Origin of the sequence: Mucilaginibacter sp., from assembly GCF_965225845.1 — a bacterium.
Classification (GTDB): Bacteria; Bacteroidota; Bacteroidia; order Sphingobacteriales; family Sphingobacteriaceae; genus Mucilaginibacter.
In genome coordinates this window covers 2,022,139-2,047,920 of sequence record NZ_CBDDBL010000002.1, presented here as the reverse complement: position 1 = coordinate 2,047,920, position 25,782 = coordinate 2,022,139, and the positions used below count along the sequence as shown (strand labels likewise).

The window sequence follows — 25,782 nt, the reverse complement described above, 5'->3', positions numbered from 1 at the left end:
ATTACTTGCTTTTACGCCTTGCTATCTGCTTCTGTGCTACCGGATAAAGAAAGATTGTTGAGAGAATAACCAACGCGCCTAACCAAAAACCAGGCTTTAGTTTATGTAGTTCGCCAAAAAAAATGAATGCTAATATGATGCCGTATACGGGTTCGAGGTTAGTAACAAGCGCAACTTTGAACGCTGAGAATTCACGCATTACGGATACGCCGGCGACATAAGCGAGCGATGTGCAGATGGTGCCAAGGATGAGTAAATAACCGATATCTGATGGTTGTAAAACCATGCCCTGGCCGAATCCATTAGTTAAAAAAAGGTAGATGCTTATCCAGGCAAAAGCACCTGAAAGCTCATAAAAGGCAATTACAGGGGCTTCAATTTTCTTTACCTGCCGGGCATTTATAATGGAAAAAAGGCTTGCATAAATGGCGCTGATCAGGCCTAAAATGATACCCTTAGTGTATTGTGTTTCAAATTCAAATATGAGCAGGATACCAATAATAATAAATATACCGGCAACGATCTCCAATTTAGAGATGCTTTTTTTATTGATTATCGGTTCAAAAATTGCCGTAAAAAATGTAATTGACGCAAGGCAAACCAGCGTAACAGAAACTGTTGAAGCCTTGATGGCGGCAAAGAAAAGTATCCAGTGACCACCCACCAGGGCACCGGTTAATACCAGTTTTAGCAATGTTTTTTTATCAACTTTAACGCTGTTTTTATTGAATTTAAAATATAAAAACAGCGAGATTGCGGCAATTAAAACCCGGTACCATACCAATTGTACGGCCTCAATAGTGATTAATTTACCCAAAATACTGGTAAATCCCCAGATGAATACGGTAAAATGAAGTATTATAAGACTCTTATTAATGCCTTGCGGCGCATTGTTTTCGGGCATTATTTAGGTGCTTTGTACAGCAAATATACGCTTAATGAGCCAAATAAAATGTTGGGTATAAAGGCTGCCATCAACGATGACATGGTTCCTTTTTCGGCAAAAACAAAGGCGAATTTGTCCGCTATGATGAAAGCAAAACACAAAATTATGCCTATCCCCAAGGGTAAACCAATTCCGCCGCGTACCTTTTGTGATGACAATGCAACCCCAATAAGCATCAAAACAAAGGTGGAAAATGGGTAAATAAAGCGCCTGTATTTCTGATAAAGCATGTTATTTAAAACCCCGGATCCGCGAATTCTTTCCTTGGCAATAGCTACATTCAGCACCTTTAAACTCATGGCATCATAACTGTCATCGTGCAAAACATCAAAGTCGGAAGGTACCATATCCAGTGTTGTATCTTTATTTACCCCCATCAACTGGCGTTCGTGGAGGCCATTTACATAACGTATAGTACAGTTGTTAAGCTTCCAATCACGCTTAACAGAATCATACTGTATGGTAGGCGCGTACAGCTTTTCCTTCAGGTCATCACCATTAAATTTCTCTAAAATAAAGTTATAACCGGTGTGGCTTTCCTGTTGAAATGACTCCAGGTAAACGTAAGTGTGCAAGTCGAGTTTCAAGTGCACCTGGCTATTAGTAGAGCTTTGGTCTCCATTAAAACCATGCGTGTTTTCGAAGTCTATCTTTAACCTGTTGGTATAAGGAATCAGGTATACATTGGCGAAAAATGACACAATAAAGATTACGGTAGCCGCCAAAAAATAGGGGCGCAGAAAGCGGTTAAAGCTGGCTTTCCCACTCAAAATCGGCACGATTTCCGTTTGATTTGCCATCTTAGCGGTAAAGAAAATCACCGCCAAAAAGTTGATCAGCGGCGACAGCAAATTGATATAAAACGGTATAAATCCCGCGTAATACTGAAAGGCGATTTGGTACAGCGTAGCATGTTTAGAAAGGAAATTATCCAAATGTTCAGATATATCAAACACAACAGATATCACTATAAAAATACCCAGTGTAAACACGAATGTACCCAGGTATTTATTGATAATGTATCTATCAATAACTTTAACGTATCTGTTATATAATTCCTTCATTTATAGTTATTTGTATACTATAATCTTTCAGCCAGTCTTTTCACCATCACCTGTTTCCAGTTATAAAACTCCCCGCTGATGATCTTTTCCCGAGCTTCCTGCACTAACCAAAGATAAAAATGCAGGTTATGCAAAGTAGCTATCTGGGCGCCAAGCATTTCGCCGCTATGTATCAGGTGCCTTAAATAGGCTTTGGTGTATGCTTTATCCGCAAACAGGTCACTATCAGTTTCAATTGGCGAAAAATCATTTTTCCACTTCTCGTTTTTGATGTTGATGATGCCGTTTTTGGTAAATAACATACCGTTGCGGGCATTCCGGGTAGGCATTACACAATCAAACATATCAATACCTAACGCAATATTCTCTAAAATATTTACCGGTGTGCCAACTCCCATCAAATAACGTGGTTTTTGCTCCGGTAATATATTGCATACAACTTCTGTCATGGCGTACATCTCTTCGGCGGGTTCACCTACCGAGAGCCCGCCTATGGCATTGCCCTCACGCTCGAAAGACGCAATAACCTCTGCCGACCTCACCCTCAGATCTTTATAAACAGAGCCCTGTACAATAGGGAAAAGCGTCTGACTATAGCCATACTTAGGGCCTGTGCTGTCAAACCTGTCGCAACAACGTTTTAGCCAGCGGTGGGTCATTTCTATCGAGCGCTTGGCGTAGTTATAATCGCAAGGGTAGGGTGTGCACTCGTCGAATGCCATGATGATATCCGCGCCGATGGTGCGTTGTATATCCATCACATTCTCAGGCGTGAACAGGTGTTTGGATCCATCGATATGCGAGCGGAAGGTAACACCTTCTTCCTTGATCTTACGAACCTCGGTAAGTGAATATACCTGGTAACCACCGCTATCCGTTAAAATAGGGCCTTCCCAGCCGTTGAATTTATGCAGGCCGCCGGCTTGCTCAATAGTATTCAGGCCCGGCCTTAAGTATAAATGGTAGGTATTGCCGAGTATAACTTGTGCCTTAATATCGTTTTTTAGCTCATGCTGGTGCACGGCCTTTACGGTACCTGCCGTACCAACAGGCATAAAAATAGGCGTTTGTATGGTTCCGTGATCGGTTTCGACCTCGCCCGCGCGGGCTTTTGAATGCGGATCCTGGGCTGTTAATTTAAATTTCATCTAAGTGCGCAAAATTAGCAAATTTATGCGGATGTGCAGATAGGGGATGTGCAGATGTGCAAATAGGTAGATGTGGAGATGTTTCACTATAAACAAATAAGATCGAACAGTATAGAAATAACACCTAAATACCCCGAAACACACTGAAACACAACCGGATACTACCCGAACATCTCAAAATAACTGAAACAAGCCCGAACACCTAAAGTATTGTCAGTCATAAAGTTAATCATATCAACTTGTTTCACCACTGAAACAAGAATTGCAAGTAAGTAATTGTTATTAAGTGAGTTGCAAATTCCCTGTTTCAACACTTGAAACATAATCCCGCCAATGCAACCACTCACCAGTCACGAAACAGCCATTTTCCATTCGCTAATTAGGGCATTCCCGCAGGTAGAAGCGGGCCGCGCTATACGTTCATACGCCGCAGGCATTAAGCGCGAATGCCGGTATCCACTTCTATCGCTAATGCGGGGAAAATTTAGTAAGAACTCTAACAGGTTACAAAATCTGACTGTCATGCCGAGGCACTCGAAGCATAAATGCCTGTCACCACTTTTCAATGACATTATAAGTATGACTGACACCTGTCTGCCTGCTTGTGATACGGACATTTTCGGATAAGATGAACAATATATCTTTATAAACGATTAGGTGAGTTAAGTACTTACATGTGCGGCTGAAAAATATTGGCTTTTAATGATAGATTTGATATAATATTTAACAACAAATGAATTACAATGTATATTTTAAAGGTAGTTTCCCGGTAACAAGCCTTTTCGACATATCAGAAGAAAAACTTAATATTTTAATTACTGCTTATAAACAAGGATTACCATCAGTCACATTAGCGGGAATAGAATATGGATTTAATGATGTCACTGAATTTAGAATTTTTATGAATGAAAGCGGTTGGGACACTAATAAAATAAATGAGGTGAGTGTGTCAAGGATGCTTTTTAGCAAAAGCTTTGGTGGTGCTTACGTTAAGCCAGAAAAACTAACAACTTTTGGCGTAGAAGTTACAGAGCAACAAATTGGAAATTTAAGTTATGGCTATGAAAAAACTAAACTGGTAAATTTGAAGGAAAGTGTGTTTGTGAACTTGGAAAGATTAAATGAATTAAAAGCAATTGACCATCCGAATTATGACCTATCAAAGTTAATACGTTTATGTGAGGAAATTAATTCAAATTGGAGGAGTAGTAATTATTACTCTGTAGGGTTATTAATTAGAACAGTAATAAATCATATTCCTCCAATATTTGGATTTAAAACTTTCGAGCAAGTTGTGGGTGGTTATGGCTCAAAATCTTTTAAAAAAAGTATGAGTATTTTAAATGAGTCTTTAAGGTCCATAGCTGATAATTTTACTCATTCAGTCACTCGAAAAAAAGACCCGTTACCAAATGATACGCAAGTTGATTTTAGAAATGATTTTGATTTGTTACTTTCTGAGCTAATCGCAAATTCGCTTTAATTCCTACTTCCTCAAATCCTATATCTTCTCCAATCGAATTGTTCCATGCGTTATTTACTCAAAAGGTACACCATGTAACTAAGAATTGGGCTTTATAAATTTCGTTACCTCTAAGATTGATGAACTATTAGTATTATCATCTTTTGAATTAATATACCCAGTTTGTCCAGATTCATAAATTGCCCTCGCAACTTCTACCATTAATGAGTTTCTAATATCCTGATCTGCAGTACCCATACTCTTCAAGAACAAATTATAAGAATTAAGCGTGTTTTGCCTATGAGTGTTTATTGTTTGTAAGTGCTTTTTTATACTATATTGTTTTATAATAAATGTGATTACATATATTAAAAAGCTTACAACTAATAAGCGCTTCAAATATTCAATAGTTATAACAGTAGAACTTTTATTTGGATCTATAGCTAATAAATAATCTTCATTTTTCAGGAACAGTAGAAATAAAATAAATGAAATAATTGCTATACTTAACCAAATATAGGAGTTAACTTTATTATGGTCAGCTTCAGATTTAAAAATTTCTGCATAATCTTCAGTAGTTATTTCCTTAGCTTTGTTAGTCAACAATTCAATCAAATCTTGATATTGTTTTTGAGCTTTTTCTAACTCCTCATTTTTTTGTAAATAAGAATTTTTATTAATTTCAAACTCTGCACCTAATAAAGAAAACTGACTGCTTAAATCCTCTATCCTGTTATCCTCAAAACTAATTATAGAATTGTAAATGTTTAAAAAGATTTCAGAATTGCTATCTAAACTGGTAGAACCTGTTAAAAAAGAAAAAAATATCTTATCAGCTGATTTAATCATTGCATCTTGATCCTTAAAACCTAAATTACGAGATGCAACGATATCAAATTTGGACAAGCCATTTAATGATGCATAAAATCTATCAATAATTTCATTTCCTTTCTCTGCAAGTGGTATCGGAATTTCTTGAACCTTCGCGATATTATTACCCATTCTTAGCATCATTTTCAAAAGTGATTCAATAATTGGTTTCAACTTGCTAAAATCGTTTATTCCCCATTCCGGATGAATAACACTGTCAATATTCAATTCTCTTAGTTTGTAATAACTTTCTGTTGCTTGCATTGTAAAAGTTTAGTTATTAAATGTAGTAATAATTTTAATTAAGATAATTTCCTACTCCCACAATAATTTTGCCCTGCTACCGCAAGCGTCCCGCTTGTGAGACCGCTCTGCACAGCTACGAGATTGCCACGTCGTTCCTCCTCGCAATGACAATTTGTGATACCCACAATCCCCGACAGCAGAAAAGCTTCAGCTGAAATCCGGGAAAACGAAGCAGGCCCGGAGCGCAAATGCAGGGCATAGGAATTTTTGCCGGAGCGCCGGCCAAAGCGCGGCGAAGCAAGGCGCAAACTTTCCAGCCCAGGTTTTCCCTGATTTGCAGAAAAGCCAGGAGCGCAAGAAGCCTTCCTGCTGTCTTGAATTATTCACTTGTTGTTTGCTTTTTTAAAGGTGTTCATGAGGTCGCTTCGCTTAGGTTTTGGTCATTTTGTTTCAAGACAAAAGGAATAGCCCTTGCAGCGGCAATGAGCGGCAACCGAAAAGCTTTCGTTAAACTACGCACAAATCGAGTACTTCTTGCGACAACTTACCCCCACGCTATCGCAAGCGTCCCGCTTGTGAGTCCGCTCTGCTATGAATTTGCAACGTCATTCTTCCTTACAGCAATCACAAAAAGAAAAGAAGCCTCTACTGGTGTACGCGTAATCATGTGTCCAATCAAGCATTCAAATTTATGAGGTTAAAGCTGCGGCATTTGCAGCTGTTAACGCAGACTGAAAAGATTTTAGTGTTATTTGTGCCTTTGTAAGATTTGTTGTGGCCTCATCCAGTTGCTGATAGGTGGCAACAGAAGATTTACTTATAGAAAGCGCATCAACAATATTCTGTAACCGGTCCACATCCAATTGAGCATGGTTAACTTTAGCCATTAAAGCAACCAGTTCAACTTTTTTATTTTCGGTGATACCATATTTTTTTGTCGTAGCCATTTCCCAAAATTTTATTGGAAGTTAAATATAATTATGTTGTTGGCAATAGTGATACAGGCACAAGCATCCCTTTTATAATTCGCTCTTCCCAACTACAAGATCGCCACGTCATTCCTCCTCGCAATGGCAAAAATGTGTACTCCCCGTCAGCAGAAAAGCTTCAGCCGAAATCAGGGAAAACGAAGCAGGCCAGGCGCGCAAGAAGCCTTCCTGCTGTCTTGAATTATTCACTTGTTGTTTGCTTTTTTTAAAGGTGTTCATGAGGTCGCTTCGCTTAGGTTTTGGTCCTTTTGTTTCAAGACAAAAGGACTAGCCCCTGCGGCAATGAGCAGGCGAAAACATTTCATCAAAACGAAAATATCGTTACCCCACCGCGCAACAATCGAGTACATCCTGTGGCAACTTACTGCTATTCCTCCGACTTATGTTAATAATTAAATACTAAAAATATTAGCAATTAAAATAATTGTTTAATATTTTTGATTTCAATTTTAACTAGCATGAAAGCACCCGCCGATATTACTTACACCGAAACCATGCTGCGCGAAGCAATGGAAATGTTGGAAAGCTTAAAGCACCACATGAGTATGTTCCAAACGCAGTATTACGGTAAATTAAAAAAGCGTATCCAGCAGCATGAGGCGCTCGGTAAGGACTTAAGAGTTGGTTTAAACGAGATCGTTACGGCGGAAGACGGGAGGGAAGAAAGCCAATGCTGCGCATAAAAAAACAGGCAACAAAAAGAGATGTACTGGGTTTTCGCCTGCCGATGCTTACGCATGAAGAGCCAACCCTGGATATCACGGATATTACCATTATCGATGCGGATAACACCTTTTTTATGCGCATGGGCAGCGAAGCGATGACCGGCTACCAGATCGGCGAGGATCATGTATTGGTTATCGACCGCACCCTAACACCCGTAACAGGTAGTATCGTGGTATTCTTCCACGAAGGCTATTTCTACACCCGGGAATATCGCCCCGAAAAAAATAAACTGGTACTCAAAGCTAACACACCTGCCGAGTCCATTATAATTGAAGATATCCAAAGCTGGACTTGCTTTGGCGTGGTCACCTTAACTTTAAACCCGGTTATCCAGCCGCAGCATCGTGTAGGGAGGTACAGCTTTGTTTGCGCATGTTGATATCAATAACTGCTACGTAAGTTGTGAAACGCTTTTTCAGCCGCAGTTAAAAGGCAGGGTGGTGGTGGTATTGTCCAATAACGATGGTTGTGTCATAGCCCGCAGTAACGAGGCAAAAGCCATCGGCATTAAAATGGCTGATGCTGAATTTGTGGTGCGAAAGGTATTGGAAGAACATAACGCGGTCATCTTCAGCAGTAACTATGCATTATATGCCGATATGAGCGCCCGCATGATGAATAACCTTGCCCGTTATACCTACATGCTGATGGTTTACAGTATTGATGAAGCCTTTATGGCTTTGGGTAACATCAGCGGACTCGACATTGAAAAGCATGCGGCAATGGTGAGCCACAATGTAATGCGCGATACCGGTTTATCCATCACGCTTGGCATAGGCCCAACACTGGCACTGGCTAAACTGGCCAATAAATCAGCCAAGAAATTGGGCCGTGATTACTTAGTACTTGACACTGAAGACAAAATAGCTAAAACCGTAAAAAATTTCCCGATTGAAGATGTTTGGGGCATTGGCCGTGCTTATTACAACAAATTACAGGAATTAAATATCAAAACTGCCGAAGACTTCCGTCAGCTCAAACCGGAGTTGGTTCGCCAACACATGACCGTACAGGGCTGGCGCCTGCACCAGGAACTTTGGGGCAAACCCTGTAACGTGATAAAAGATGTGGCGGAACGCTCAAAAGGTATCGAATCAAGCCAAAGCTTCAACAATTACCAAACCGAACTGGAAAAAATTGAAGAAGCCACCGCCATGCACTCAGCCACTATCGCGCTAAAACTAAGGCAGCAAAAAAGTATGGCTATGCTGCTTACTGTATATATAAGGACAAACAAGCACAATGTAAAGCACGATCAGCATTATCCGTCCATAACCGTAAAAGTCCCTTTCGCTACCAATAGTACACAGGAAATCACCAAAATATGCGTACAAGCGCTAAAGGCAATTTGGCAGCCGGGTTACAATTATCTTAAAACAGGTATCCGCGCAACGGGCATCATCCCCGCCGGCGAAGTGCAATACAATATTTTCAGCAATTACGACAACAGCAAACAGCAAGTGTTAAGCGGCGTGATGGATGATATTAATGCCCGCTATGGCAGGGGGGCGTTACGAGTGGCAGCCGAAGGCTATGAAAAAACATGGAAAATGAAGCAAGATTACCTGAGTAAGCAATACACTACTTGTTGGAAGGATATTATTGTAACCCGTTAATTTAAAAGATATATTTTAATTACTAAAATAATTAGTATTTTTGTACGTTATTTTTATACTATGTGCGGAAGAGTATTAATTGGAGAAAATAAAGACCTCGTCATAACAGGTCGTGATGGCAGGCAGTTCACACCTAAAGCAAATGCTTTAGGAAATCCCGGTTCCATGTTGCCGGTAGTGACCGATGCCATGCCGGATAAAGTTCAACAATTCCGTTGGGGATTGTTAACTATGGAAGACGATAATATCCACAGTAAAAATAAACATGCCCGTATCGAAAGTTTATTCAAAGTAGGTATGTGGAGAGAGCTAACCGGAAAAAAACATTGTGTTATCCGCATCCAGGCTTTTTTTGAGTATAACAAGGAACACGAAAAAACCTACCGCATCGAGCGGGCAGATGGCAAACCATTCTACATTGCAGGGCTTTGGGATATTTGGATCGATATTAAAACCAATGTGCTGCTGCCCACATTCGCAATGATCACCATGCCCCCAAACCGCGCAATGGCAGAGATCCACGACCGAATGCCCGCCATTTTAGAACGCGGCGACATCAAAACCTGGCTTAACCAAAATTACAGCGGAACACAACGTGTTGCGTTTTTGCAAAGCAAGCCTTGTTTGCCCGAAACGCTTAAAATTACGGTTGAGAAGTAGTATCGTCTAACTTGCGGGGTAGCTCTGTATAGCATATAGATTGCTTCGTACCTCGCAAAGACGTGCTAATTTATGAACCTCAACCCCCGTCAGTCCGACAGCTTCGGCTGAAAACTGGCAGAACAATGCCGGCCCAGTGTGGCTGCAGGGCATAGGAAATTTTTACTGAAGCATAGGCCAAGAGCGGCGAAGCGAAGGAGTAAAAAGATTCCAGCCCCGGTTCTGCCCGTTTTGCAGGGCAAAGGCCGGTGCGGCAAAGAAGCCTTCGGACTGACTTGAATTTTTGGTCCTTTTGTTTCAAGACAAAAGGACTAGCCCCCTGCCGCGGCAATGAGTGGCAACCGAAAAGCCGTTGTTAACCCACCGCACAACACTTCGACCGGCTCAACAACACACATCCGCTTATCCATCAAAAAACACCATTTGTGGAAACTTAACCCACTTATAAACACTGTAAATCCGCTGATTTTTAACAAATTTGCCCCTTATTATATAATTGCTTGGAAACGTATATTAAGGAAGCGTTAGTTCTGCTGTTTCAATTCTGTTTTATTATTCAGTTGTATTACCTGGTTAATAATTATAGCAGGCTTGCCGGGTATAAACCGATGGAGGAATTATTGCCCGTAAACATCCCCATTTCTGTCATCATCAGTGCCCGCAATGAGGCTAAAAATCTACAACATTTCCTGTCCCATATCCTCGAACAAAACTATCCTGATTTTGAAGTAGTTGTTATTAATGATTGTTCGTACGATACATCGGACCTGGTATTGGAGGAATTTGAGAAAAAATACAAACACCTAAAGGTTGTAACCATAACCGAGCACGACCGCTTTAAAACTGGTAAGAAATTTGCCTTAACATTGGGTATAAAGGCGGCTAAAAACGAGCATTTGTTATTTACGGATGCGGATTGTATGCCGGCCTCAGCAAATTGGATAGCCAGGATGGCCGCAAACTTTACTACACCCGCACAAATTGTTTTAGGCTACGCGCCTTATAACAGGAGCAAAAACTTTTTGAGCCCCTTTATCAGGTTCGAGGCGGTGAAAGCGGCTATCAACTACTTTTCGGCCGCGCTGAATGGCGAGCCGTACATGGGCGTAGGGCGTAATCTGGCTTATACTAAAACCTTGTTCTTCAGCGCTAAAGGATTTGCATCGCATATGCACCTGATGGCTGGTGACGATGATTTGTTTGTAAACCAGCATGCTACCGAGGATAATACAACAGTTGAGCTGCACCCGGATACCTTTGTTTATACCGATGGCAAGAGCACTTTAGCCAGTTGGTACAGGCAGAAAAAGCGCCATTTTGGTGTAGGAAAATATTATAAAAGCGAGCATAGAAGAATGCTGAGCGCCGATGCAATCAGTGGATATTTATTCTATGTTTTATTGCTGATATGCCTTATATTTAGCTTTGAACCGATGCTGGTAATAGGCATATTTATATTCAGGCTGATATTGCAGATAGTTATTTACAGCAAGACTTTTAAGAAGCTGGATGCCAGGGATTTACTTTGGTTTTTACCCGGGCTTGATTTTTGCTATTACATTTATATTAACACGTTTGGATTAATGGCTACTTTTATTAAAACCACCCAATGGAAATAAACGCAAACTTTACCGAGAACGCGAAGAACGATTTTCACCTGGTAGTTAAAGCCCGTGAAGGCAACCAAAAGGCTTATGCCGACCTGATGCACCGCTACAAGGATTCCATTTATTTTATGGTGCTTAAAATGGTTAACAACAAAGAGGACGCGATGGACCTTACTGTTGAAACCTTTGCCAAAGCCTTTGAAAAACTTGAAAAATACCAGCCTGATTACGCCTTTAGTACCTGGCTTTTTAGAGTGGCAACTAATAACTGTATCGATTTTATCCGCAAGAAAAAACTTAATACAACCTCCATACACGGGATGATGGATGATGATGGTGAGGATAAAACCTTACAGATCAAGGCCGATGTGTTAAACCCCGAAGAATCATCCATCAAAAAACAACAAACCGAGGAGTTGAAGCTTTTGATAGAGACCCTGCCGATGCGCTACCGTAACCTGATCACCCTGAGGTATTTTGATGAGCTATCCTACGAAGAAATTGCCCAGCAGCTTGATCTGCCCTTGGGTACAGTAAAGGCCCAATTATTCAGGGCGCGTTTTTTGTTAGGCAACATCCTTAACCGTGTAAACAGGGATGACATCTAACATTCTACTCAAATATTTTCCTGATATCACCCCAAAACAACAACAACAATTTGAACAATTGCCGGAGTTGTACAATTTTTGGAATAACCAGATCAACGTAATATCGCGTAAGGATATTGACCAGCTTTATGAGCGCCACGTGCTGCACTCTTTAGGCATAGCTAAAGTAATAACCTTTTTGCCCGGCGAAAATGTGCTTGATGTAGGTACCGGCGGCGGTTTTCCCGGCATCCCATTAGCTATCTTATTCCCTGAAACACAGTTTTTTTTGGTTGACTCTATCGGCAAAAAAATAAAGGTTGTTAAGGAAGTAGCTTCGGCTTTGGGCTTGCAAAACCTGAAAGCCGGGCATTTACGTGCCGAGCAGGTGAATGAAAAGTTTGATTTTGTGGTGTCGCGTGCGGTTACACGATTGAAAGAATTTTACCCCTGGGTGAAAGGTAAGTTCAGCAAGCAATCAAAAAATACGTTGGCTAACGGGATCCTGTATTTAAAGGGCGGCGACCTTAACGAAGAAATTGCCGAATCGGGTTTAGCCGTTCAGCAATATCACCTCAAAAATTATTTTGAGGAGCAGTTTTTTGAAACCAAGCAGGTTATCTACGTAAAGGCTTAGTTCTAATTATCAATTATTTGTCGTAAATAACTACCCCGTTACCATAGGTTGGGTATGCTTAAATGAGTCGCTGAATTTGTCTAATGGGTTTGCTAAAGCATAAGTTTTGGATGTCGGTTTTAAACCCGCATCCATCTTTAAAATGCTTACCGAAACGTTGCCATATAAGAAAAACTGATCTTCTTTATAGCGGTCACCATGTTGTTTAATCATTTGAGCATTGTTTTTTTTAGCTACAACCATTGAATCTGTTGCATTAAATTGAAATTTTTCGTCGGTAGGCAATTTACCGCTTACAAAATACATTATGCCGTTAACTATTAACAATGGATGTTCACCGGGTATATAATTACTGGGTTTTTCCCTTGTAAGTGTTATTTGGTTAAGCTGTATTTTATTTGGAAATGGGCTTGTGATGTATATTTCTTTCAATGGTTTTGTATATTCCGGTACGGTAATAGCGCCATCAGTTTTGGGTGATGCGGGTGCAGATAGTGGTGTAAGTTTAAATTCTCCAAACGGTGATTTTAAATCCGATACCGCTAATTCGCCTATATAGCCGTTTTGCTTTACCTTATCACTAACAGCAGGGCGGAATTTCTTTTCGGCCACACAAAATACTATTGCTATACTATGCTTACCGGCATTATCTTTAATAGTTAATTTACATGATTGTAAAGCATTTACTGCGGCTTCGTCAAAATCATTACCTGCGCTTTGGGCTACATGTATATCGCTTATTGTTCCGTTATTACCCAGGTTAAAATTTAGCACTACCGTTCCGCCTTTAAGTGCTTTTTGCTCCCCGGCAGGGTATTGAACATTATTAATCATATAATCATAAAACTGATCGGAATATGGGGCATTTAAATATGAGGTAACGTCATAAATATATGCCAAGTGCTTATTATTAACATCTTTTGGGTGCATAAATTGTATAATGGTAGATGACCCCGAAGGGAATATATAGCCATACTTGTCTTTAAGCATTTGTAAATCAGCATCGGTGCATTTGTTTTTATAAAACCAGTTTGTCTCGCCGTTTTTGCCATATATTAAAACTTTTGCATACTCCGCACCATGTGCACCGGGCATGCCTAAACCACTTTCATCATACTCATAACCTTTACTGGTTACTTTCTCAGGGTATTTATAGTTGGTAATGATCAATGCTCCACCAAATTCAGGATCATTTTTACCTGTATCAGGCGGGAATATGGAATAATCATTGGTGAAAAAGAATACATCTATTTTTAAAGTTTTCCCGGCATCATCATTAACAATTCCCTTATAACTGTTGAAACCATTTAGTGCCAAAGCATCCAATTTAGCTCCACCACTTTTAACTACCCTGGCATTTGTTATATGCCTGTCGTTATCAAGCGTAAATCCAACTTCAACCATTCCGCCTTTTTCGCCTTTGGTAGTGGTATAATGTATATTCTTGTGTAAAAAATGATCCATCATATAATACCCGTCAGCATTTACAATGGGTAGCATTGGTTTTCCATCGGTGGTTGTATATTCAGTACTGTCAACCACCTCAACCTTAATATGCTGATTTTTTAGCAGTAACGATTTGTCTGTAGCGGTAATGTTTGCTGCTGTGTATACCACTTTTTTGTTTTTTTGGTCGATAGCAAGCCGGTCACTTATTGTTACTACGCCGTTTTTAGTGATTTTTAAAAGCTTTCGTTTTGCTGCGTGACCTGCCGTAGCGAACCGGTTTGCGGATTTTAGGTTTGCGGGTGTAAGATCTACCAAAACATAGCTCTTACTAAATGCGAGTGTTGATGTGCATAATAATGCTGCACAAATTGGGATAATTACCAGGTACTTCAGCCTTGCCAAATTACCGGAGCGTTGTTGATTTAGCATAATAATTCTCTTTTTTAAAAGGTTATAATTGAAGAAGGAGTGAGTGATAGATGAACCGCCTGTACCATAGGCGTTCATTACCAAAAAGGAAGAGTAGGTTAAGGTGTCGGTTTCATTAGCCGCGGTTTGTTCGTCGGCAATGTATTCATGTACAGTTTTTAAGCTGTTTTGCAGTAAATATATAAATGGATTAAACCAATTGATGATCTTTAATATCTCCACAAATAAAATATCCGCGGAGTGTTTTTGCCTGATGTGAACCAGTTCATGCCTCATAATCGTATCGGCACCATTAGCGTTAGTGCCAATAAATAAATAGTTGAAAAATGAAAATGCGCTATTTGTGTCTGATAGATAGATCACTTTATAATCGCCTTGCTTAACGCTGTTTTTGTTACGCATCAACTTAAATAATGCATATAATTTCACAAAAAATAGGATTAAGAATGCCACAGCGCCGGCCAGGTACCCATACCATAAATAATCTCCTAAAGTAAAATGGTGTTCAGTTAAAGGATAATGTTCAATTATCACAGGTGCAGCAATAACGGGTGCTGTTACAGCTACTTCTTGAGTAACTGTACCTAAAATCGCTTGTTGCGGGGTGATTGCATAAGTAACAGCACTTGCAGGTTCGGTTGGTATGGCAGGCTTTAACACACTTATTTGTGTAACCGGCAGTATAAACGAAACTATACAGGTAGCTATCAGGTAAATACGCTTTAACCTGTAATGCGTATCGCGGTTTAAAAAAAGGCAGTAGGCTAAATAAAATACAGCGAGGTACAAATTTGCTTCTGCAAGATAATACAGCCAGTTCATTTATTGTTGGTTTTTAGGTTTTCAATTAGTTTGGTTAGTTCGTCCAGCTCTTTTATACCCAATTTTTTTTCATCAGCGATGAAGGATACCAGGCTTTTGTAGGAGTTATTGAAATAGCTGCTCATCATTTTATCAAAAGTGAATTTTTTATAAGCCGCTTCACTGATGACCGGGAAATATACATGCGAGTTGCCGTAGGCCTTATGATACACAAAACCCTTACCCTCTAAAACCCTAACAACAGTTGATACCGTATTATAGGCTGGTTTGGGCTCAGGTATTTGCTCAATGATATCTTTTACAATAGCCTCGTTCAATTGCCATAGTATTTGCATTATCTGCTCTTCTGCCTTTGTAAGTTCTTTGATCTGCATAATAAACTATCTTTATAGTTGAGTAAATGTATAAACTATATTTTTAGTTTGCAAACTATTTTTATAGTTTTTATTTAAAAAAGCGATTTTTAGCTTGAAATTTTTTATTTTAGAACACTTATTCCTTTATGTCTACACTTCACCAGGTTGCCCTTACATATTTAAAAAACATTGGCCCAACAATAGCCAAATCCATGATCAGCTATTTCGGCAGTGCCGAGCGTGTGTTCACCGTACCGCCGGGCAAATTGATGGGTGTGCCGGGTATCGGCCCAAAAACCTATGAGCAACTGAACCTAAACGAAGCGCTGCGGAAAGCCCAAGAGGAACTTAAATTTATAGAAAAGAATCATATAGACGTACTTTTTTATACCGATCCGCGCTATCCGAAGCGCTTAAAGATCTGTAATGATTCACCTATCTTGTTATATAGTAAAGGTAATGCAGATCTGAATACCCAGCGTATTATAAGCGTAGTAGGTACACGTAACGCTACGGAATATGGTAAGCAACTCTGCCAGCAATTGGTAGAAGAATTAAAGCCCTACAACGCATTAATTGTAAGCGGATTAGCTTATGGGATAGATGTTTGCGCCCATAAGGAATGTGTTAAGCAAGATGTACCCACGGTTGGTGTATTGGCACATGGATTAGATAAACTCTACCCAAGTCAGAATAAAGCCATTGCCGAAAAGATGATCGCGAACGGTGGTTTGCTCACCGAATATCCATCAGGCACCATCCCCGACAGGGAAAACTTTCCGCAACGGAACCGCATTGTTGCCGGTATTGCCGATGCAACCGTAGTGGTTGAAGCCAGTGTAAAAGGCGGCGCGCTGATCACTGCCGAAATAGCCAATTCTTATAACCGGGATGTATTTACTTTCCCGGGTAGAGTAGGTGATGAGTTTTCTGAAGGATGCAACTTCCTGATCAGGCATAATAAGGCAGGCTTGTTGACTAACCCGGCCGACCTGGCTAATAGTTTGGGGTGGGAAAAGGTAGAAAATGGCTCTGCTTTCGAACAGCAATTGACTTTGCCGATTGATCTCTCGGCTGAAGAAATGCTGATTTTTGAACTGATCCGTCAGCATAAATCACCTTTAGCTATTGATGATCTAACCATAAAGGCTAACATTCCCATGAGCCAGTTAGCCATGACTTTACTAAATATGGAAATGCAGGGTTATATCCGTTCGCTACCAGGCAAAACGTACCTGATCAATTAAAATACCTCCCCAAGGTTTACAAAAAAGCCGTGCGAATGGTCTATCCCGTAGCCATAATCAATACAGATATTGCTGTCGGAGTGCTTATTTGCCTTTATCCTTATTCCTGTTCCCACAGCGGGAGCCACTTTTTGAAACTGGTTATCCGGATAGTTGGTCAGAGTTTCTCCGTTAATAAATAGTACACCGCCCAATAAACCGTTTTGAGTTATCCCAAAGCGGTATTCGCTTTCTAAATAAAGCATATCCCGGCCCCTGAAGCGGCCTTGCGCATATCCCCGGCCGCTGTTATTGTACATATCCATACCTGTTGCAGGTAAATCCAGGTAAGGTGTACCGGCTGAAGCTAAGTTTGCCATTGCCCAAAAAGCAAGTATATTATTTGATGCGGGAGATAGTTTATAATATTTCCTAAGATCAAGTAACCACGAATGCCATGAAGAAGTGCTGCCAAGAAAGTCCATGTTTTGGCGATAAATAAGGCTGGCATAAGCACCGTTTAATGGATTTATTGGGTTTTTGCGGCTGTCATACAAAACGTCGAGGTTTATGCCTGATGAGGTCGAATAGGTACTAAACCCATATTTTGTAAAATCAGAAGCAGATTTATCCAGGTTACCTTGTTGCATAATATCATAATGATAATCAAGATTATAACCTGCTCCTAAATAAAAGTTAGGTAAGAATTTTTTGTATAAAGTACCATAAAATCTTATGTAATCATATTTTAACGGATTGGTTTCAGCTAACGTGCTGTTGGTGCCCAAGCCATAAGTATCAATAGGGTATTCTTCAGCCCGAATATCAGACACAAATTTATAATTGTTGTGATCTGCCCATACTTCACCTTTAGAAGTAAAAAATTTCTGACTTTTTGTATCAAAAGCGAGGCTGCTTACAATTTCGGATAGATTCTCATCATGAGTTTTGCTGGTATAAAATGCTGCATTAGATGTTAAATCGGCAGCGAAACCTGTTGTTAAACTATAGCCAATTGCAGGCACTACAGAAAAGTTTATTTTTTTTGGGTGCGCAGCTTGTTCAAGCTTGGCGGTTTTGCCTAAAAACTTATAGATCTCATCTGCAATATCCCTTTGTTTTGATGAATCAACAGGTGTTATTTCTTGATTTTTTAATTTCGTAGAAGACGTTTTCGAAGAGTCGGTTTGGCTATATCCTTTTAGTGTAAAAGGTACTATTAGTATTAATAGTGAAAATTTAAGTTTATTCAATTACAAGTTGAGTTAATATTCACCATAGATGATCAGTTTAACGTACTAACGAAAAACAAGTCATCCAGGTTTTATTTCACCTCATCATAATAAATCAAATCGCCCATTTCCATGCTTAAGGTTTTCCAATCGTCCTCGTCGAATTCAATTACAGCAATGGCGCAGGTTGGAACATCTTTAATTTTACCGGTTAGATAATACAGTATTTGGCTGATGCCCGGATTATGACCAACTATCGCAATAAAATCCCGATCATCTGGTAAGTTATTGATGATATGCAGTAAGGTATTCTCGCTTGCATCATATATTTTAATGTCTGTTTCAACTTCGTGTGATAACAAATGCTCCGAAAAAATATTAGCGGTGGTATGCGTGCGCAGGGCCGGACTGGAAATGATAAGTTCAGGTTTATAGCCTTTTGCAACCAGTCTTTGCGCCATTACGGCTGCATCCTGCATGCCTGATTGTGTAAGCGGGCGGTCAAAATCAGCAGAATTAGATCCTTGTTCGGCTTTTGCGTGGCGTATCAGCAATAATCTTTTCATGGTTTCTTAGTCGTATACTTATTTAAATGTGCAATTACCGTTTTTGTTTCGATGCGATGCAAACAAGCATAATCACCCCTGAAACAAGGTTTATCACCATAAACCGAACATGGCCTGCATTCAATATTATCCGCTACAATATCACTTTCTGATTGTCCATAGCCTAAAAAACCCGCATAATGGTGGGTTGCTCCCCAAATGGATACTGCCGGCGTTCCAACCAGCGATGCCATGTGCATACCAGCAGAATCCATGCTCAGCATCACATCAAGTCGACTGATCAATACCAACTCCTGTTTAATAGTTAGTTTTCGTACAACCGAAACAACATTTTCATATTTCAATGCCCAGGTATTACTGGTTGCCATTTCATTATCCGACCCTCCAAAAAGAAAAACAGTATTATTCTGTTTACTTATCTCGCTAATCACATCTTCCATCTTTTCCAACGGGAAAATCTTACCATCGTGTTTGGCAAAAGGACTAATGCCGATCCATGTTTTAGTTTTCTCGCCTGTTATTTTGGTGACATCTTCAGTTAAAAGTTTTGGCGATCTAACTAATTTATAATCGAGATCCAGCGAAAAGCCAAGCGCACGGAATACATCAGCATAACGCTCTGTAGTGCGTTTTAACGGTTTAAGCACTTTGTTCGGAAAACGGGTAAGCAGCTTTTTTTCCTCTCGGCCTTTATTAATATAAGCATATTTTACACCTGAAAACCTGAATAGCCTGCGTAAAATTTTAGTCCGTAAACTACCATGCAGATCGGCAAAGGCATCAAATTTATGTTGTTTTTTAAGCTGATTGAATAGCTTAATCATTCCTAAAAAACCTTTGTAGTCTTTATCAAGATTAGCAGGAAAGTAGGTTAAGCGGGGGATATCCTGAAAGAAATCCGCAAACTGCGGCCTCGAAATGTAGGTAATTTGCAGCCCGGAATTTTGATCCAGCAATGCTTTTAAAACCGGTACCGTCATTGCCACATCGCCCATGGACGTAAAGCGCAACACCAGTATATGCTTCAGTTCCGGCATTATTTTTTGTTATTATACAGTACCGGGTTCAGGTTGGGGTCATTGTACATTTTCATTTGGCGGTACACCTTCATGTATTTATCGCCATTTTCAATGTCTTCTAATAGCTCGTCTATCGCTAAAGAAAGATCAACCTGTTGCTGCAACAATACCGATAGCTTCTCGCTGCACTGCAATAAATGGTATTCGCTGGCATCGGTACGGGTGCTTTCTTCCTGCATGTGGTAAACCTTTAACGCTAATATCGACAGCCTGTCTATTGCCCAGGCAGGGCTTTCTGTATTGATCTTCGCCGTTGGTAAGGCTATAATATCCTTATATTTTTCGTAGAAGTAAGAGTCGATCACTTCCACAATGTCCGTACGGTCCTGGTTTGATTTATCGATAGCACGTTTCCATTTGATAACCTCGAGTGGATCGATATTCGGGTTACGGATCTCATCTTCCATGTGCCATTGCGCGGTATCTATCCAGCATTTGGTATATAGTATATGGTCAATACTACCAACAGCAAACGGACTGACAATCACCTTGAAAATATCATTAAACTGATGATAGTCAGAAACTACCTGTTCAAAAATACGGTTGCATTGCGCACTTATCATTCTGCAAAGGTAATAGATTATTTTATTCTGCTCATTGTGGGTTTAGCCTCTTTTCTTTTCAAAAAAAGTTGTGATCTCCGGTAATGATAATGCGTTTAAACACTGCTCCTTAGCTAAGCCGCCTTTACGGGCAACCAGTATACCGAAGTGCATATCCAAAAAACCTTCATTTCGGTGCGCATCCGGATTGATAGATAGCATAACGCCTTTCTCTAACGCGTACTGGTGCCAGCGCCAGTCAAGGTCAAGGCGGAAAGGATTTGCATTGATCTCGATAACTACATTATTCGTGGCACACGCATCTATCACTTTTTTGTAGTTGATAGGGTAGCCCTTCCGGCTTAATAACAAGCGACCGGTTGGGTGGCCTAAAATGGTTGTGTAAGGATTTTCAATCGCTTTTATTATACGAGCGGTTGCTTTTTCTTCATCCATTTTTAAGTTGGAGTGTACAGATGCCACGATAAAATCAAACTTTTTCAGGATCTCATCCGGGTAATCCAGCGAACCATCGTTTAAAATATCAGATTCAATACCCTTGAATATCTTAAAGCCTTCTAATTTTTTATTCAGGTGATCTATTTCTTCCTGCTGTTGTAAAACGCGTTCAATACTTAATCCTTTAGCATAAAACGCACTTTTGCTATGGTCGCACATGCCCAAATACTCCAATTTTAGTGTGTCACGACAATATAAAGCCATTTGCTCAACGGTATGTATACCGTCGCTCCATGTACTGTGATTATGCAGCGTTCCCTTCAAATCATTATAGCTGATGAGTGTTGGCAGGTTGTTATTGGCAGCTTTTTCAATAAAAATATCACCCTCACGCAGCTCCGGATTCATAAATTCAAGGCCTGCCTTCATGTAAACAAGTTCCTCACTTGTAGGTTGGTCTAACTCATCATTTACGCGGTCTAAAACAGCTTTCACATGCCCATCGCTGCCTGTTTGCCTGAATAGTTCTTCATAAAAATAACGCTTTTCTACACAAACAATATCTACCAAAAGGCCGTTTGGGAGCTCACCATTAATATGATTGTCGTTTTGTGTGATGTTTTGCAGGATGCCCGAATTGCAAAACGTATTAAATGCCAGTTGTTGATCGCGGCTGCCTAAAACGATAACCAGTTCACTGATAATTTCGCACAGGCGGCGATATTCCCCGGCGAATTCAACCAGCCCGCCAACAAATACAGTTTTTATTTGCTCAAGCAGATCATTAGCTTCCTGTGTGATCTGCGCATACAGGAACTTGCCGTTGCTCGCCATTCTAAACTCAATAGCCTTGCGAATTTCCTCTTGCGTTTTTAAACCAAAACCTTTAGCCTCGATCAACCTATTCTCATTACAGGCATAATATAGCTCGCCGGTGTTTTCAATACCCAGGTCTTTCCAGATGATAGCCACTTTTTTTGGGCCGATACCTTTGATGCCCATCATTTCAACAACACCTTCAGGGGTAGTTTTCAATAAATCCTGCAGATCGACCATGGTGCCGGTTTCCATCAGCTCGATAATTTTAGCCGCGGTACTTTTGCCAATACCCTCAATTTTTTCAAGTTCCGCCAAAGTTTTACCTGCAACAGGGAAAGGGAGTTTATCAACCTTAAAAGCTGCGTTGGCAACCGATTTTATTTTAAACGGGTTAACCTCATGCAGTTCCATCAGTTGTGATAACAGGCGAAGTGTACGGGCTATTGGTTTATTTTCCATGGCAGATTTATAACGGTAAAAATAAAAAAAGCCGCTTGTAAAAGCGGCTTTACACCAAACATTTTACTATTGATTTAGTTCACAACAATATCGTAAGGTAACCTGGTTTGCGGTGTGCGCATCATTTCGGTCATACCTTTAATTTGCTCGTAATATTTATAATTGATGCCCAGCTCCGATTTAAGCGCGCGGGTTTTCATTTCTACATTAAAGTTCGACCCGACTTTATCAAAAAAGCTTTTTTGTTCAGGATAAGTAATCAGGTTATATTCATGTAAGCCAGCCATTTTTGCCGCGCTGTGTATGGCGTCGTCTATATTGCCTAACTTGTCAACCAAACCAATTTTTATGGCTTGCTCACCGGTCCAAACCCGGCCCTGGCCTATGCTATTGATATATGCCTGTGTTTTATGGCGCCCCGCAGCTACTGCTTTGGTAAAATCATCATAACCGTGGTTTACCTGGTTTTGTAAAATTAAACGTTCATCAGGTGTAAGCGGTTTACTGATATCGCCCAAATCGGCATATTTGCCGGTATTTACGCCGTCAAAAGTAATCCCCAGCTTGTCATTAAACAGCTTTTGCATATTGGGCAGGATAGCAAAAATACCTATAGAACCGGTAATGGTGTTCGGTTCAGCAAATATCGAGTCCGCTGCACATGAAATATAGTAACCGCCTGATGCTGCCAAGTCGCCCATTGAAACGATGATAGGTTTCGCTTTTTTAGTAAGCATTACCTCGCGCCACATTACATCTGATGCTAAAGAACTGCCACCCGGTGAATTTACACGCAGCACTACTGCCTTAATTTTATTATCCAAACGTGCTTTACGCAAAGCTTTCGAGATCCTTTCAGAACCTATGGTGTTATCATCACCCTCACCACCGGTAATTTCGCCCGATGCATAAATTATAGCGATGCGACCACCCGATGAACTTGTTTTCTCATCTTTATAATCGTTTTCGGCATCACTTTTAGCATATTCGTTCAAATCAACGCTTGCTACGTTTGATTTTTTATTGGTACCGGTGCGGGCCTTTAATTCATCTAAAATCTCGTCCTTGTATTTCAAACCATCAACCAGTCGATATTTTAAAGCGTCTTCCGGGTATTGTATAGTTAAATTGTTGGCATAATTAAATAATGAATCTTTACTGATGTTACGGCTTTTGCCGATGTTAGTTAAAAAATGATCGTAAAGAGAACCTAAGTAGGAGGTAACCTGCATGCGGTTTGCATCGCTCATTTTGGTTAAGATCAGCGGTTCAACCGCACTTTTGTAAGTGCCTACTTTGATGATCTGCGCTTCGATACCTAATTTATCCAAAGCACCTTTCAGGAAGGTGATCTGTGAACTGAATCCTTTAAATTCAAATATTCCTTTTGGATTGATGTACACCTTGTCGGCTACTGAAGCTAAATAATAAAAGCTTTGGGTGTAAACCTCGGCATAAGCAATAATAAATTTGCCGGATTTTTTAAAGTCAATAAGCGCGTTGCGGATCTCTTCAACTGTTGCCTGTTGCGATTCAATATAGCTTTCGTCCAGGTAAATACCTTTAATATTATCGTCGGTTTTAGCCTTTTTAATGTCGGCTAAAATATCGTTAAGGCCTACACTTTTATTATCATCTAAACCTAAAAATGGAATATCAGCTAATGGATTATTCGGTGTACGCTCAGGAATGGTACCATTGAAGGAAATATGCAGTACCGAATTGGAATCAACATGTACTCCTTTATCGCTGCTTGCGCCTACTACGATCAAGAAACAGATAAAAACTATAATAAGGAATGTGAAGATAAGCCCTACGATAGTGGCCAGTACAAATTTGAAAAATTGTTTCATTAAATGTTATAAATATAAGTATCTATGCAAATTTACTAATTCAATATGGTATAATATTAAGAGCGCGTTCTATAATATTTGTTACAACATGAATAAGGTTTATTTATTATTAGGCAGTAACCTCGGTAACCGGCAATTGTTTTTGCAACAGGCAATAGAACGTATTAGTGGACAAATTGCGCTGATTATTGAAAAATCATCAATATATGAGACGCAATCCTGGGGAAAAAGCGATGCGCCTGATTACCTTAATCAGGTAATATTATTACAAACTGATATGCCTGCGCGTTTGATATTGGAAAAAATACTGGCAATTGAAATTGTGCTGGGCCGGAAACGGGAGGAGAAATGGGGATCGCGGACGATAGATATCGATATTTTATTTTATGGCGATGAGATAATAAATGAACCTGATCTACAAATTCCGCATCCTGAACTTCATAAAAGGCGCTTCACATTGTCACCCTTAAATGAAATTGCATCAAAATTTAAACACCCTGGTTGTAAAAAGACTATTTTTGAATTGAATAATGAATTAAGGGATGATTTAGTTGTAAAAATTTATAATTTTGAAGCATAAACCATTATGACAGAGAACAATAACGATATTGACCTAACCTTTCTACATGACATTGCTGATGGCAGCGATGAATTTATTGTGGAATCAATTGCCATGTTTTTAGATCAATCTCCGCAAATAATGCAGGAGATCAGCACTGCTATTACAGCCCGGGATTGGGCGACTGCATCATCGGCTGCGCATAAAATAAAAGCTAACCTGGGTTTCTTCGGGATGCTTAATTCACAAGCTCTAATTCAGGAAATTGAGCACGATTGTAAAACAGGAGCACCTGATTTTGCAGCTTTAACCTCGAAATTTAACGAGGTAAACAGCATGATAAATGCCAACCTAACTGAGCTTGCGAAAATAAAGGCAGAAAAGGAAGCAAATCTTTAGATCTGTTCTATTTTGAAAGAATAGCTTTCCATAATCAGGTTAGCCAACAAGTTTTTACACGCTTCTTCAACCTTAGCATGAGCGGTTTCTGCACTATCGGCTTCAATTTCAAGGGAAATATGTTTACCTATACGGATATTTTGAATTTCAGATAAGCCAAGGTTTTTCATGCTTCCTGTTACAGCCTTACCTTGTGGGTCAAGAATTTCTTTTTTTGGCATTACATCTATTTCAGCCTGGAATTTGCTCATGTGTTAGTTTTTTGAATTGAATTATGGATAGGCCGATGTAAAAAAGTATCACGACCGGAACCGCCGCGAATTTAAAAAATAGTATCAATATAGCCGAAAATAACAGCAGTAAATAGCGATAAATATTCTCCTGGAAATCGCGGTTCTTAAATTTGAGCGACATCAGCGGCAATTCTGCCACCAACAATCCGCACATTACTAAAGTAAAAATAGATAAGCCAAAAGGATTAAGGATATATTTGGATAATTCACTGTGCTGTTCCATGATTAATGGAAAGGACGCGATCAGGATAGCGTTGGCAGGGGTTGGTAATCCAATAAAGCTTTCGGCCTGGCGGGTATCAACATTAAACTTAGCCAGCCTTAACGCTGAAAATACCGGGATCAAAAATGCCATAAAGTTTAAATATGGGCTAAGTTTGTGTACCTGCGGCGCTTGTAAAAACAGTTCATACATAATGGCTGAGGGCAATACGCCAAAGCTTACCATATCAGCCAATGAGTCCAGGTCCTTGCCTATACCCGAATAGGATTGAAGTACGCGCGAGGCAAGTCCATCAAAAAAATCAAATATAGCAGCCAGGAATATAGCGTAAGCTGCGTAGATTAAATTTTCCTGAAAAGTAAAAACAATACCAATACAACCACTGAAGAGGTTACAACAAGTTATTGCGTTTGGAAGATGTTTTTTCACTCGCTTCTTCATTATCGGATGAAGGTATCA

27 protein-coding genes are annotated in these 25,782 nt (G+C 39.9%); 12 read left to right on the top strand and 15 right to left on the bottom strand.

Annotation, left to right across the window (positions count from 1 at the left end; genetic code table 11):
* Position 1: 1 nt before the first annotated feature.
* Genes ACYZ0U_RS13185 through tgt form a run of 3 tightly spaced genes read right to left on the bottom strand, consistent with a single transcriptional unit; the run spans position 2 to position 3,158 of the window.
* Positions 2-904, bottom strand: a complete 903-nt coding sequence (locus ACYZ0U_RS13185) for a DMT family transporter (protein ID WP_461452974.1) — start codon at positions 902-904, stop codon at positions 2-4.
* Positions 904-2,010, bottom strand: coding sequence for an LptF/LptG family permease (locus ACYZ0U_RS13180; RefSeq protein ID WP_461452972.1), 1,107 nt, complete (start codon positions 2,008-2,010; stop codon positions 904-906). Before ACYZ0U_RS13180 ends, ACYZ0U_RS13185 begins: the two co-directional genes overlap by 1 nt.
* A 17-nt stretch (positions 2,011-2,027) precedes the next feature.
* A complete protein-coding gene (tgt, locus tag ACYZ0U_RS13175; RefSeq protein WP_461452970.1) occupies positions 2,028-3,158 on the bottom strand; it encodes a tRNA guanosine(34) transglycosylase Tgt in 1,131 nt (376 codons plus the stop codon).
* A 333-nt stretch (positions 3,159-3,491) separates the two neighbouring features.
* Between tgt and ACYZ0U_RS13170 the strand changes: the two genes are divergently transcribed.
* Together ACYZ0U_RS13170 and ACYZ0U_RS13165 are read left to right on the top strand one after the other, a co-directional pair.
* Positions 3,492-3,785, top strand: coding sequence for a hypothetical protein (locus ACYZ0U_RS13170; RefSeq protein ID WP_461452968.1), 294 nt, complete (start codon positions 3,492-3,494; stop codon positions 3,783-3,785).
* 106 nt (positions 3,786-3,891) lie between these two features.
* Positions 3,892-4,641 (top strand): hypothetical protein, encoded by a 750-nt coding sequence (locus ACYZ0U_RS13165; protein ID WP_461452966.1) that lies wholly within the window; start codon positions 3,892-3,894, stop codon positions 4,639-4,641.
* 78 nt (positions 4,642-4,719) lie between these two features.
* Here the strand turns inward: ACYZ0U_RS13165 and ACYZ0U_RS13160 are convergent, their stop codons facing one another.
* A complete protein-coding gene (locus ACYZ0U_RS13160; RefSeq protein WP_461452964.1) occupies positions 4,720-5,754 on the bottom strand; it encodes a hypothetical protein in 1,035 nt (344 codons plus the stop codon).
* 671 nt (positions 5,755-6,425) lie between these two features.
* Positions 6,426-6,683 carry a hypothetical protein gene (locus ACYZ0U_RS13155; RefSeq protein ID WP_461452962.1) on the bottom strand — a complete coding sequence of 86 codons (258 nt, stop codon included), beginning with the start codon at positions 6,681-6,683 and terminating at the stop codon, positions 6,426-6,428.
* Positions 6,684-7,183: 500 nt separating this feature from the next.
* Here ACYZ0U_RS13155 and ACYZ0U_RS13150 point away from each other — a divergent pair, with 500 nt between their 5' ends.
* From ACYZ0U_RS13150 to rsmG, 7 genes are all read left to right on the top strand, one after another.
* Positions 7,184-7,408, top strand: coding sequence for a hypothetical protein (locus ACYZ0U_RS13150; RefSeq protein WP_461452960.1), 225 nt, complete (start codon positions 7,184-7,186; stop codon positions 7,406-7,408).
* Complete coding sequence (locus ACYZ0U_RS13145; protein WP_461452958.1) at positions 7,396-7,830, top strand: LexA family protein; 435 nt, start codon at positions 7,396-7,398, stop codon at positions 7,828-7,830. Before ACYZ0U_RS13150 ends, ACYZ0U_RS13145 begins: the two co-directional genes overlap by 13 nt.
* Complete coding sequence (locus ACYZ0U_RS13140) at positions 7,814-9,067, top strand: Y-family DNA polymerase (protein WP_461452956.1); 1,254 nt, start codon at positions 7,814-7,816, stop codon at positions 9,065-9,067. Before ACYZ0U_RS13145 ends, ACYZ0U_RS13140 begins: the two co-directional genes overlap by 17 nt.
* A 60-nt stretch (positions 9,068-9,127) precedes the next feature.
* Entirely contained in the window at positions 9,128-9,727 is a 600-nt protein-coding gene (locus ACYZ0U_RS13135) for an SOS response-associated peptidase (protein ID WP_461452954.1), read from the top strand.
* Between the two features lie 500 nt (positions 9,728-10,227).
* The gene (locus ACYZ0U_RS13130; RefSeq protein WP_461452952.1) at positions 10,228-11,346 is read left to right on the top strand and encodes a glycosyltransferase; all 1,119 of its coding nucleotides are present in this window, start codon (positions 10,228-10,230) and stop codon (positions 11,344-11,346) included.
* Positions 11,337-11,942, top strand: coding sequence for an RNA polymerase sigma factor (locus tag ACYZ0U_RS13125; protein ID WP_461452950.1), 606 nt, complete (start codon positions 11,337-11,339; stop codon positions 11,940-11,942). Before ACYZ0U_RS13130 ends, ACYZ0U_RS13125 begins: the two co-directional genes overlap by 10 nt.
* On the top strand, positions 11,932-12,558 hold the full coding sequence (rsmG, locus tag ACYZ0U_RS13120; RefSeq protein WP_461452948.1) for a 16S rRNA (guanine(527)-N(7))-methyltransferase RsmG: 627 nt from the start codon (positions 11,932-11,934) through the stop codon (positions 12,556-12,558). Before ACYZ0U_RS13125 ends, rsmG begins: the two co-directional genes overlap by 11 nt.
* 30 nt (positions 12,559-12,588) lie before the next feature.
* On the opposite strand, the gene ACYZ0U_RS13115 is transcribed toward rsmG, so the two are convergent.
* Entirely contained in the window at positions 12,589-15,258 is a 2,670-nt protein-coding gene (locus ACYZ0U_RS13115; RefSeq protein WP_461452946.1) for a TonB family protein, read from the bottom strand.
* A complete protein-coding gene (locus ACYZ0U_RS13110) occupies positions 15,255-15,632 on the bottom strand; it encodes a BlaI/MecI/CopY family transcriptional regulator (protein ID WP_461452944.1) in 378 nt (125 codons plus the stop codon). The genes ACYZ0U_RS13115 and ACYZ0U_RS13110 overlap by 4 nt, the downstream gene beginning before the upstream one ends.
* Positions 15,633-15,760: 128 nt before the next feature.
* On the opposite strand from ACYZ0U_RS13110, the gene dprA reads away from it, so the two are divergent.
* Positions 15,761-16,861 (top strand): DNA-processing protein DprA, encoded by a 1,101-nt coding sequence (gene dprA / locus ACYZ0U_RS13105; protein ID WP_461452942.1) that lies wholly within the window; start codon positions 15,761-15,763, stop codon positions 16,859-16,861.
* On the opposite strand, the gene ACYZ0U_RS13100 is transcribed toward dprA, so the two are convergent.
* From ACYZ0U_RS13100 to sppA, 6 genes are all read right to left on the bottom strand, one after another.
* Positions 16,858-18,093, bottom strand: coding sequence for a BamA/TamA family outer membrane protein (locus ACYZ0U_RS13100; protein ID WP_461452940.1), 1,236 nt, complete (start codon positions 18,091-18,093; stop codon positions 16,858-16,860). The genes dprA and ACYZ0U_RS13100 overlap by 4 nt on opposite strands.
* A 71-nt stretch (positions 18,094-18,164) precedes the next feature.
* Complete coding sequence (locus ACYZ0U_RS13095) at positions 18,165-18,638, bottom strand: SixA phosphatase family protein (protein WP_461452938.1); 474 nt, start codon at positions 18,636-18,638, stop codon at positions 18,165-18,167.
* Complete coding sequence (locus tag ACYZ0U_RS13090; RefSeq protein WP_461452936.1) at positions 18,635-19,675, bottom strand: glycosyltransferase family 9 protein; 1,041 nt, start codon at positions 19,673-19,675, stop codon at positions 18,635-18,637. The genes ACYZ0U_RS13095 and ACYZ0U_RS13090 overlap by 4 nt, the downstream gene beginning before the upstream one ends.
* Positions 19,675-20,280: a DUF4254 domain-containing protein gene (locus tag ACYZ0U_RS13085; protein WP_461452934.1), complete on the bottom strand. Its 606-nt coding sequence runs from the start codon at positions 20,278-20,280 to the stop codon at positions 19,675-19,677. The genes ACYZ0U_RS13090 and ACYZ0U_RS13085 overlap by 1 nt, the downstream gene beginning before the upstream one ends.
* A 42-nt stretch (positions 20,281-20,322) precedes the next feature.
* Positions 20,323-21,996: a helix-hairpin-helix domain-containing protein gene (locus tag ACYZ0U_RS13080; RefSeq protein WP_461452932.1), complete on the bottom strand. Its 1,674-nt coding sequence runs from the start codon at positions 21,994-21,996 to the stop codon at positions 20,323-20,325.
* 74 nt (positions 21,997-22,070) lie between these two features.
* Positions 22,071-23,849: a signal peptide peptidase SppA gene (sppA, locus tag ACYZ0U_RS13075; protein ID WP_461452930.1), complete on the bottom strand. Its 1,779-nt coding sequence runs from the start codon at positions 23,847-23,849 to the stop codon at positions 22,071-22,073.
* Between the two features lie 88 nt (positions 23,850-23,937).
* Between sppA and folK the strand changes: the two genes are divergently transcribed.
* Together folK and ACYZ0U_RS13065 are read left to right on the top strand one after the other, a co-directional pair.
* The gene (folK, locus tag ACYZ0U_RS13070) at positions 23,938-24,429 is read left to right on the top strand and encodes a 2-amino-4-hydroxy-6-hydroxymethyldihydropteridine diphosphokinase (protein WP_461452928.1); all 492 of its coding nucleotides are present in this window, start codon (positions 23,938-23,940) and stop codon (positions 24,427-24,429) included.
* Positions 24,430-24,435: 6 nt separating this feature from the next.
* Complete coding sequence (locus ACYZ0U_RS13065) at positions 24,436-24,807, top strand: Hpt domain-containing protein (RefSeq protein ID WP_461452926.1); 372 nt, start codon at positions 24,436-24,438, stop codon at positions 24,805-24,807.
* Here ACYZ0U_RS13065 and purS read toward each other — a convergent pair.
* Together purS and pssA are read right to left on the bottom strand one after the other, a co-directional pair.
* Positions 24,804-25,058, bottom strand: coding sequence for a phosphoribosylformylglycinamidine synthase subunit PurS (purS, locus tag ACYZ0U_RS13060; protein WP_461452924.1), 255 nt, complete (start codon positions 25,056-25,058; stop codon positions 24,804-24,806). The genes ACYZ0U_RS13065 and purS overlap by 4 nt on opposite strands.
* Positions 25,039-25,764: a CDP-diacylglycerol--serine O-phosphatidyltransferase gene (pssA, locus tag ACYZ0U_RS13055; protein ID WP_461452922.1), complete on the bottom strand. Its 726-nt coding sequence runs from the start codon at positions 25,762-25,764 to the stop codon at positions 25,039-25,041. Before pssA ends, purS begins: the two co-directional genes overlap by 20 nt.
* Between the last annotated feature and the right edge of the window lie 18 nt (positions 25,765-25,782).

Bases quoted from the DNA above. Each gene is read 5' to 3' on its own strand.
- ACYZ0U_RS13155 (WP_461452962.1), bottom strand. From the start codon at position 6,683: ATGGCTACGACAAAAAAATATGGTATCACCGAAAATAAAAAAGTTGAA.
- tgt (WP_461452970.1), bottom strand. From the start codon at position 3,158: ATGAAATTTAAATTAACAGCCCAGGATCCGCATTCAAAAGCCCGCGCG.
- ACYZ0U_RS13115 (WP_461452946.1), bottom strand. From the start codon at position 15,258: ATGAACTGGCTGTATTATCTTGCAGAAGCAAATTTGTACCTCGCTGTA.
- ACYZ0U_RS13160 (WP_461452964.1), bottom strand. From the start codon at position 5,754: ATGCAAGCAACAGAAAGTTATTACAAACTAAGAGAATTGAATATTGAC.
- ACYZ0U_RS13170 (WP_461452968.1), top strand. From the start codon at position 3,492: ATGCAACCACTCACCAGTCACGAAACAGCCATTTTCCATTCGCTAATT.
- purS (WP_461452924.1), bottom strand. From the start codon at position 25,058: ATGAGCAAATTCCAGGCTGAAATAGATGTAATGCCAAAAAAAGAAATT.
- ACYZ0U_RS13180 (WP_461452972.1), bottom strand. From the start codon at position 2,010: ATGAAGGAATTATATAACAGATACGTTAAAGTTATTGATAGATACATT.
- pssA (WP_461452922.1), bottom strand. From the start codon at position 25,764: ATGAAGAAGCGAGTGAAAAAACATCTTCCAAACGCAATAACTTGTTGT.
- ACYZ0U_RS13080 (WP_461452932.1), bottom strand. From the start codon at position 21,996: ATGGAAAATAAACCAATAGCCCGTACACTTCGCCTGTTATCACAACTG.
- ACYZ0U_RS13065 (WP_461452926.1), top strand. From the start codon at position 24,436: ATGACAGAGAACAATAACGATATTGACCTAACCTTTCTACATGACATT.
- ACYZ0U_RS13085 (WP_461452934.1), bottom strand. From the start codon at position 20,280: ATGATAAGTGCGCAATGCAACCGTATTTTTGAACAGGTAGTTTCTGAC.
- ACYZ0U_RS13165 (WP_461452966.1), top strand. From the start codon at position 3,892: ATGAATTACAATGTATATTTTAAAGGTAGTTTCCCGGTAACAAGCCTT.
- ACYZ0U_RS13145 (WP_461452958.1), top strand. From the start codon at position 7,396: ATGCTGCGCATAAAAAAACAGGCAACAAAAAGAGATGTACTGGGTTTT.
- ACYZ0U_RS13135 (WP_461452954.1), top strand. From the start codon at position 9,128: ATGTGCGGAAGAGTATTAATTGGAGAAAATAAAGACCTCGTCATAACA.
- ACYZ0U_RS13150 (WP_461452960.1), top strand. From the start codon at position 7,184: ATGAAAGCACCCGCCGATATTACTTACACCGAAACCATGCTGCGCGAA.
- dprA (WP_461452942.1), top strand. From the start codon at position 15,761: ATGTCTACACTTCACCAGGTTGCCCTTACATATTTAAAAAACATTGGC.
- sppA (WP_461452930.1), bottom strand. From the start codon at position 23,849: ATGAAACAATTTTTCAAATTTGTACTGGCCACTATCGTAGGGCTTATC.
- ACYZ0U_RS13110 (WP_461452944.1), bottom strand. From the start codon at position 15,632: ATGCAGATCAAAGAACTTACAAAGGCAGAAGAGCAGATAATGCAAATA.
- rsmG (WP_461452948.1), top strand. From the start codon at position 11,932: ATGACATCTAACATTCTACTCAAATATTTTCCTGATATCACCCCAAAA.
- ACYZ0U_RS13095 (WP_461452938.1), bottom strand. From the start codon at position 18,638: ATGAAAAGATTATTGCTGATACGCCACGCAAAAGCCGAACAAGGATCT.
- folK (WP_461452928.1), top strand. From the start codon at position 23,938: ATGAATAAGGTTTATTTATTATTAGGCAGTAACCTCGGTAACCGGCAA.
- ACYZ0U_RS13090 (WP_461452936.1), bottom strand. From the start codon at position 19,675: ATGCCGGAACTGAAGCATATACTGGTGTTGCGCTTTACGTCCATGGGC.
- ACYZ0U_RS13125 (WP_461452950.1), top strand. From the start codon at position 11,337: ATGGAAATAAACGCAAACTTTACCGAGAACGCGAAGAACGATTTTCAC.
- ACYZ0U_RS13185 (WP_461452974.1), bottom strand. From the start codon at position 904: ATGCCCGAAAACAATGCGCCGCAAGGCATTAATAAGAGTCTTATAATA.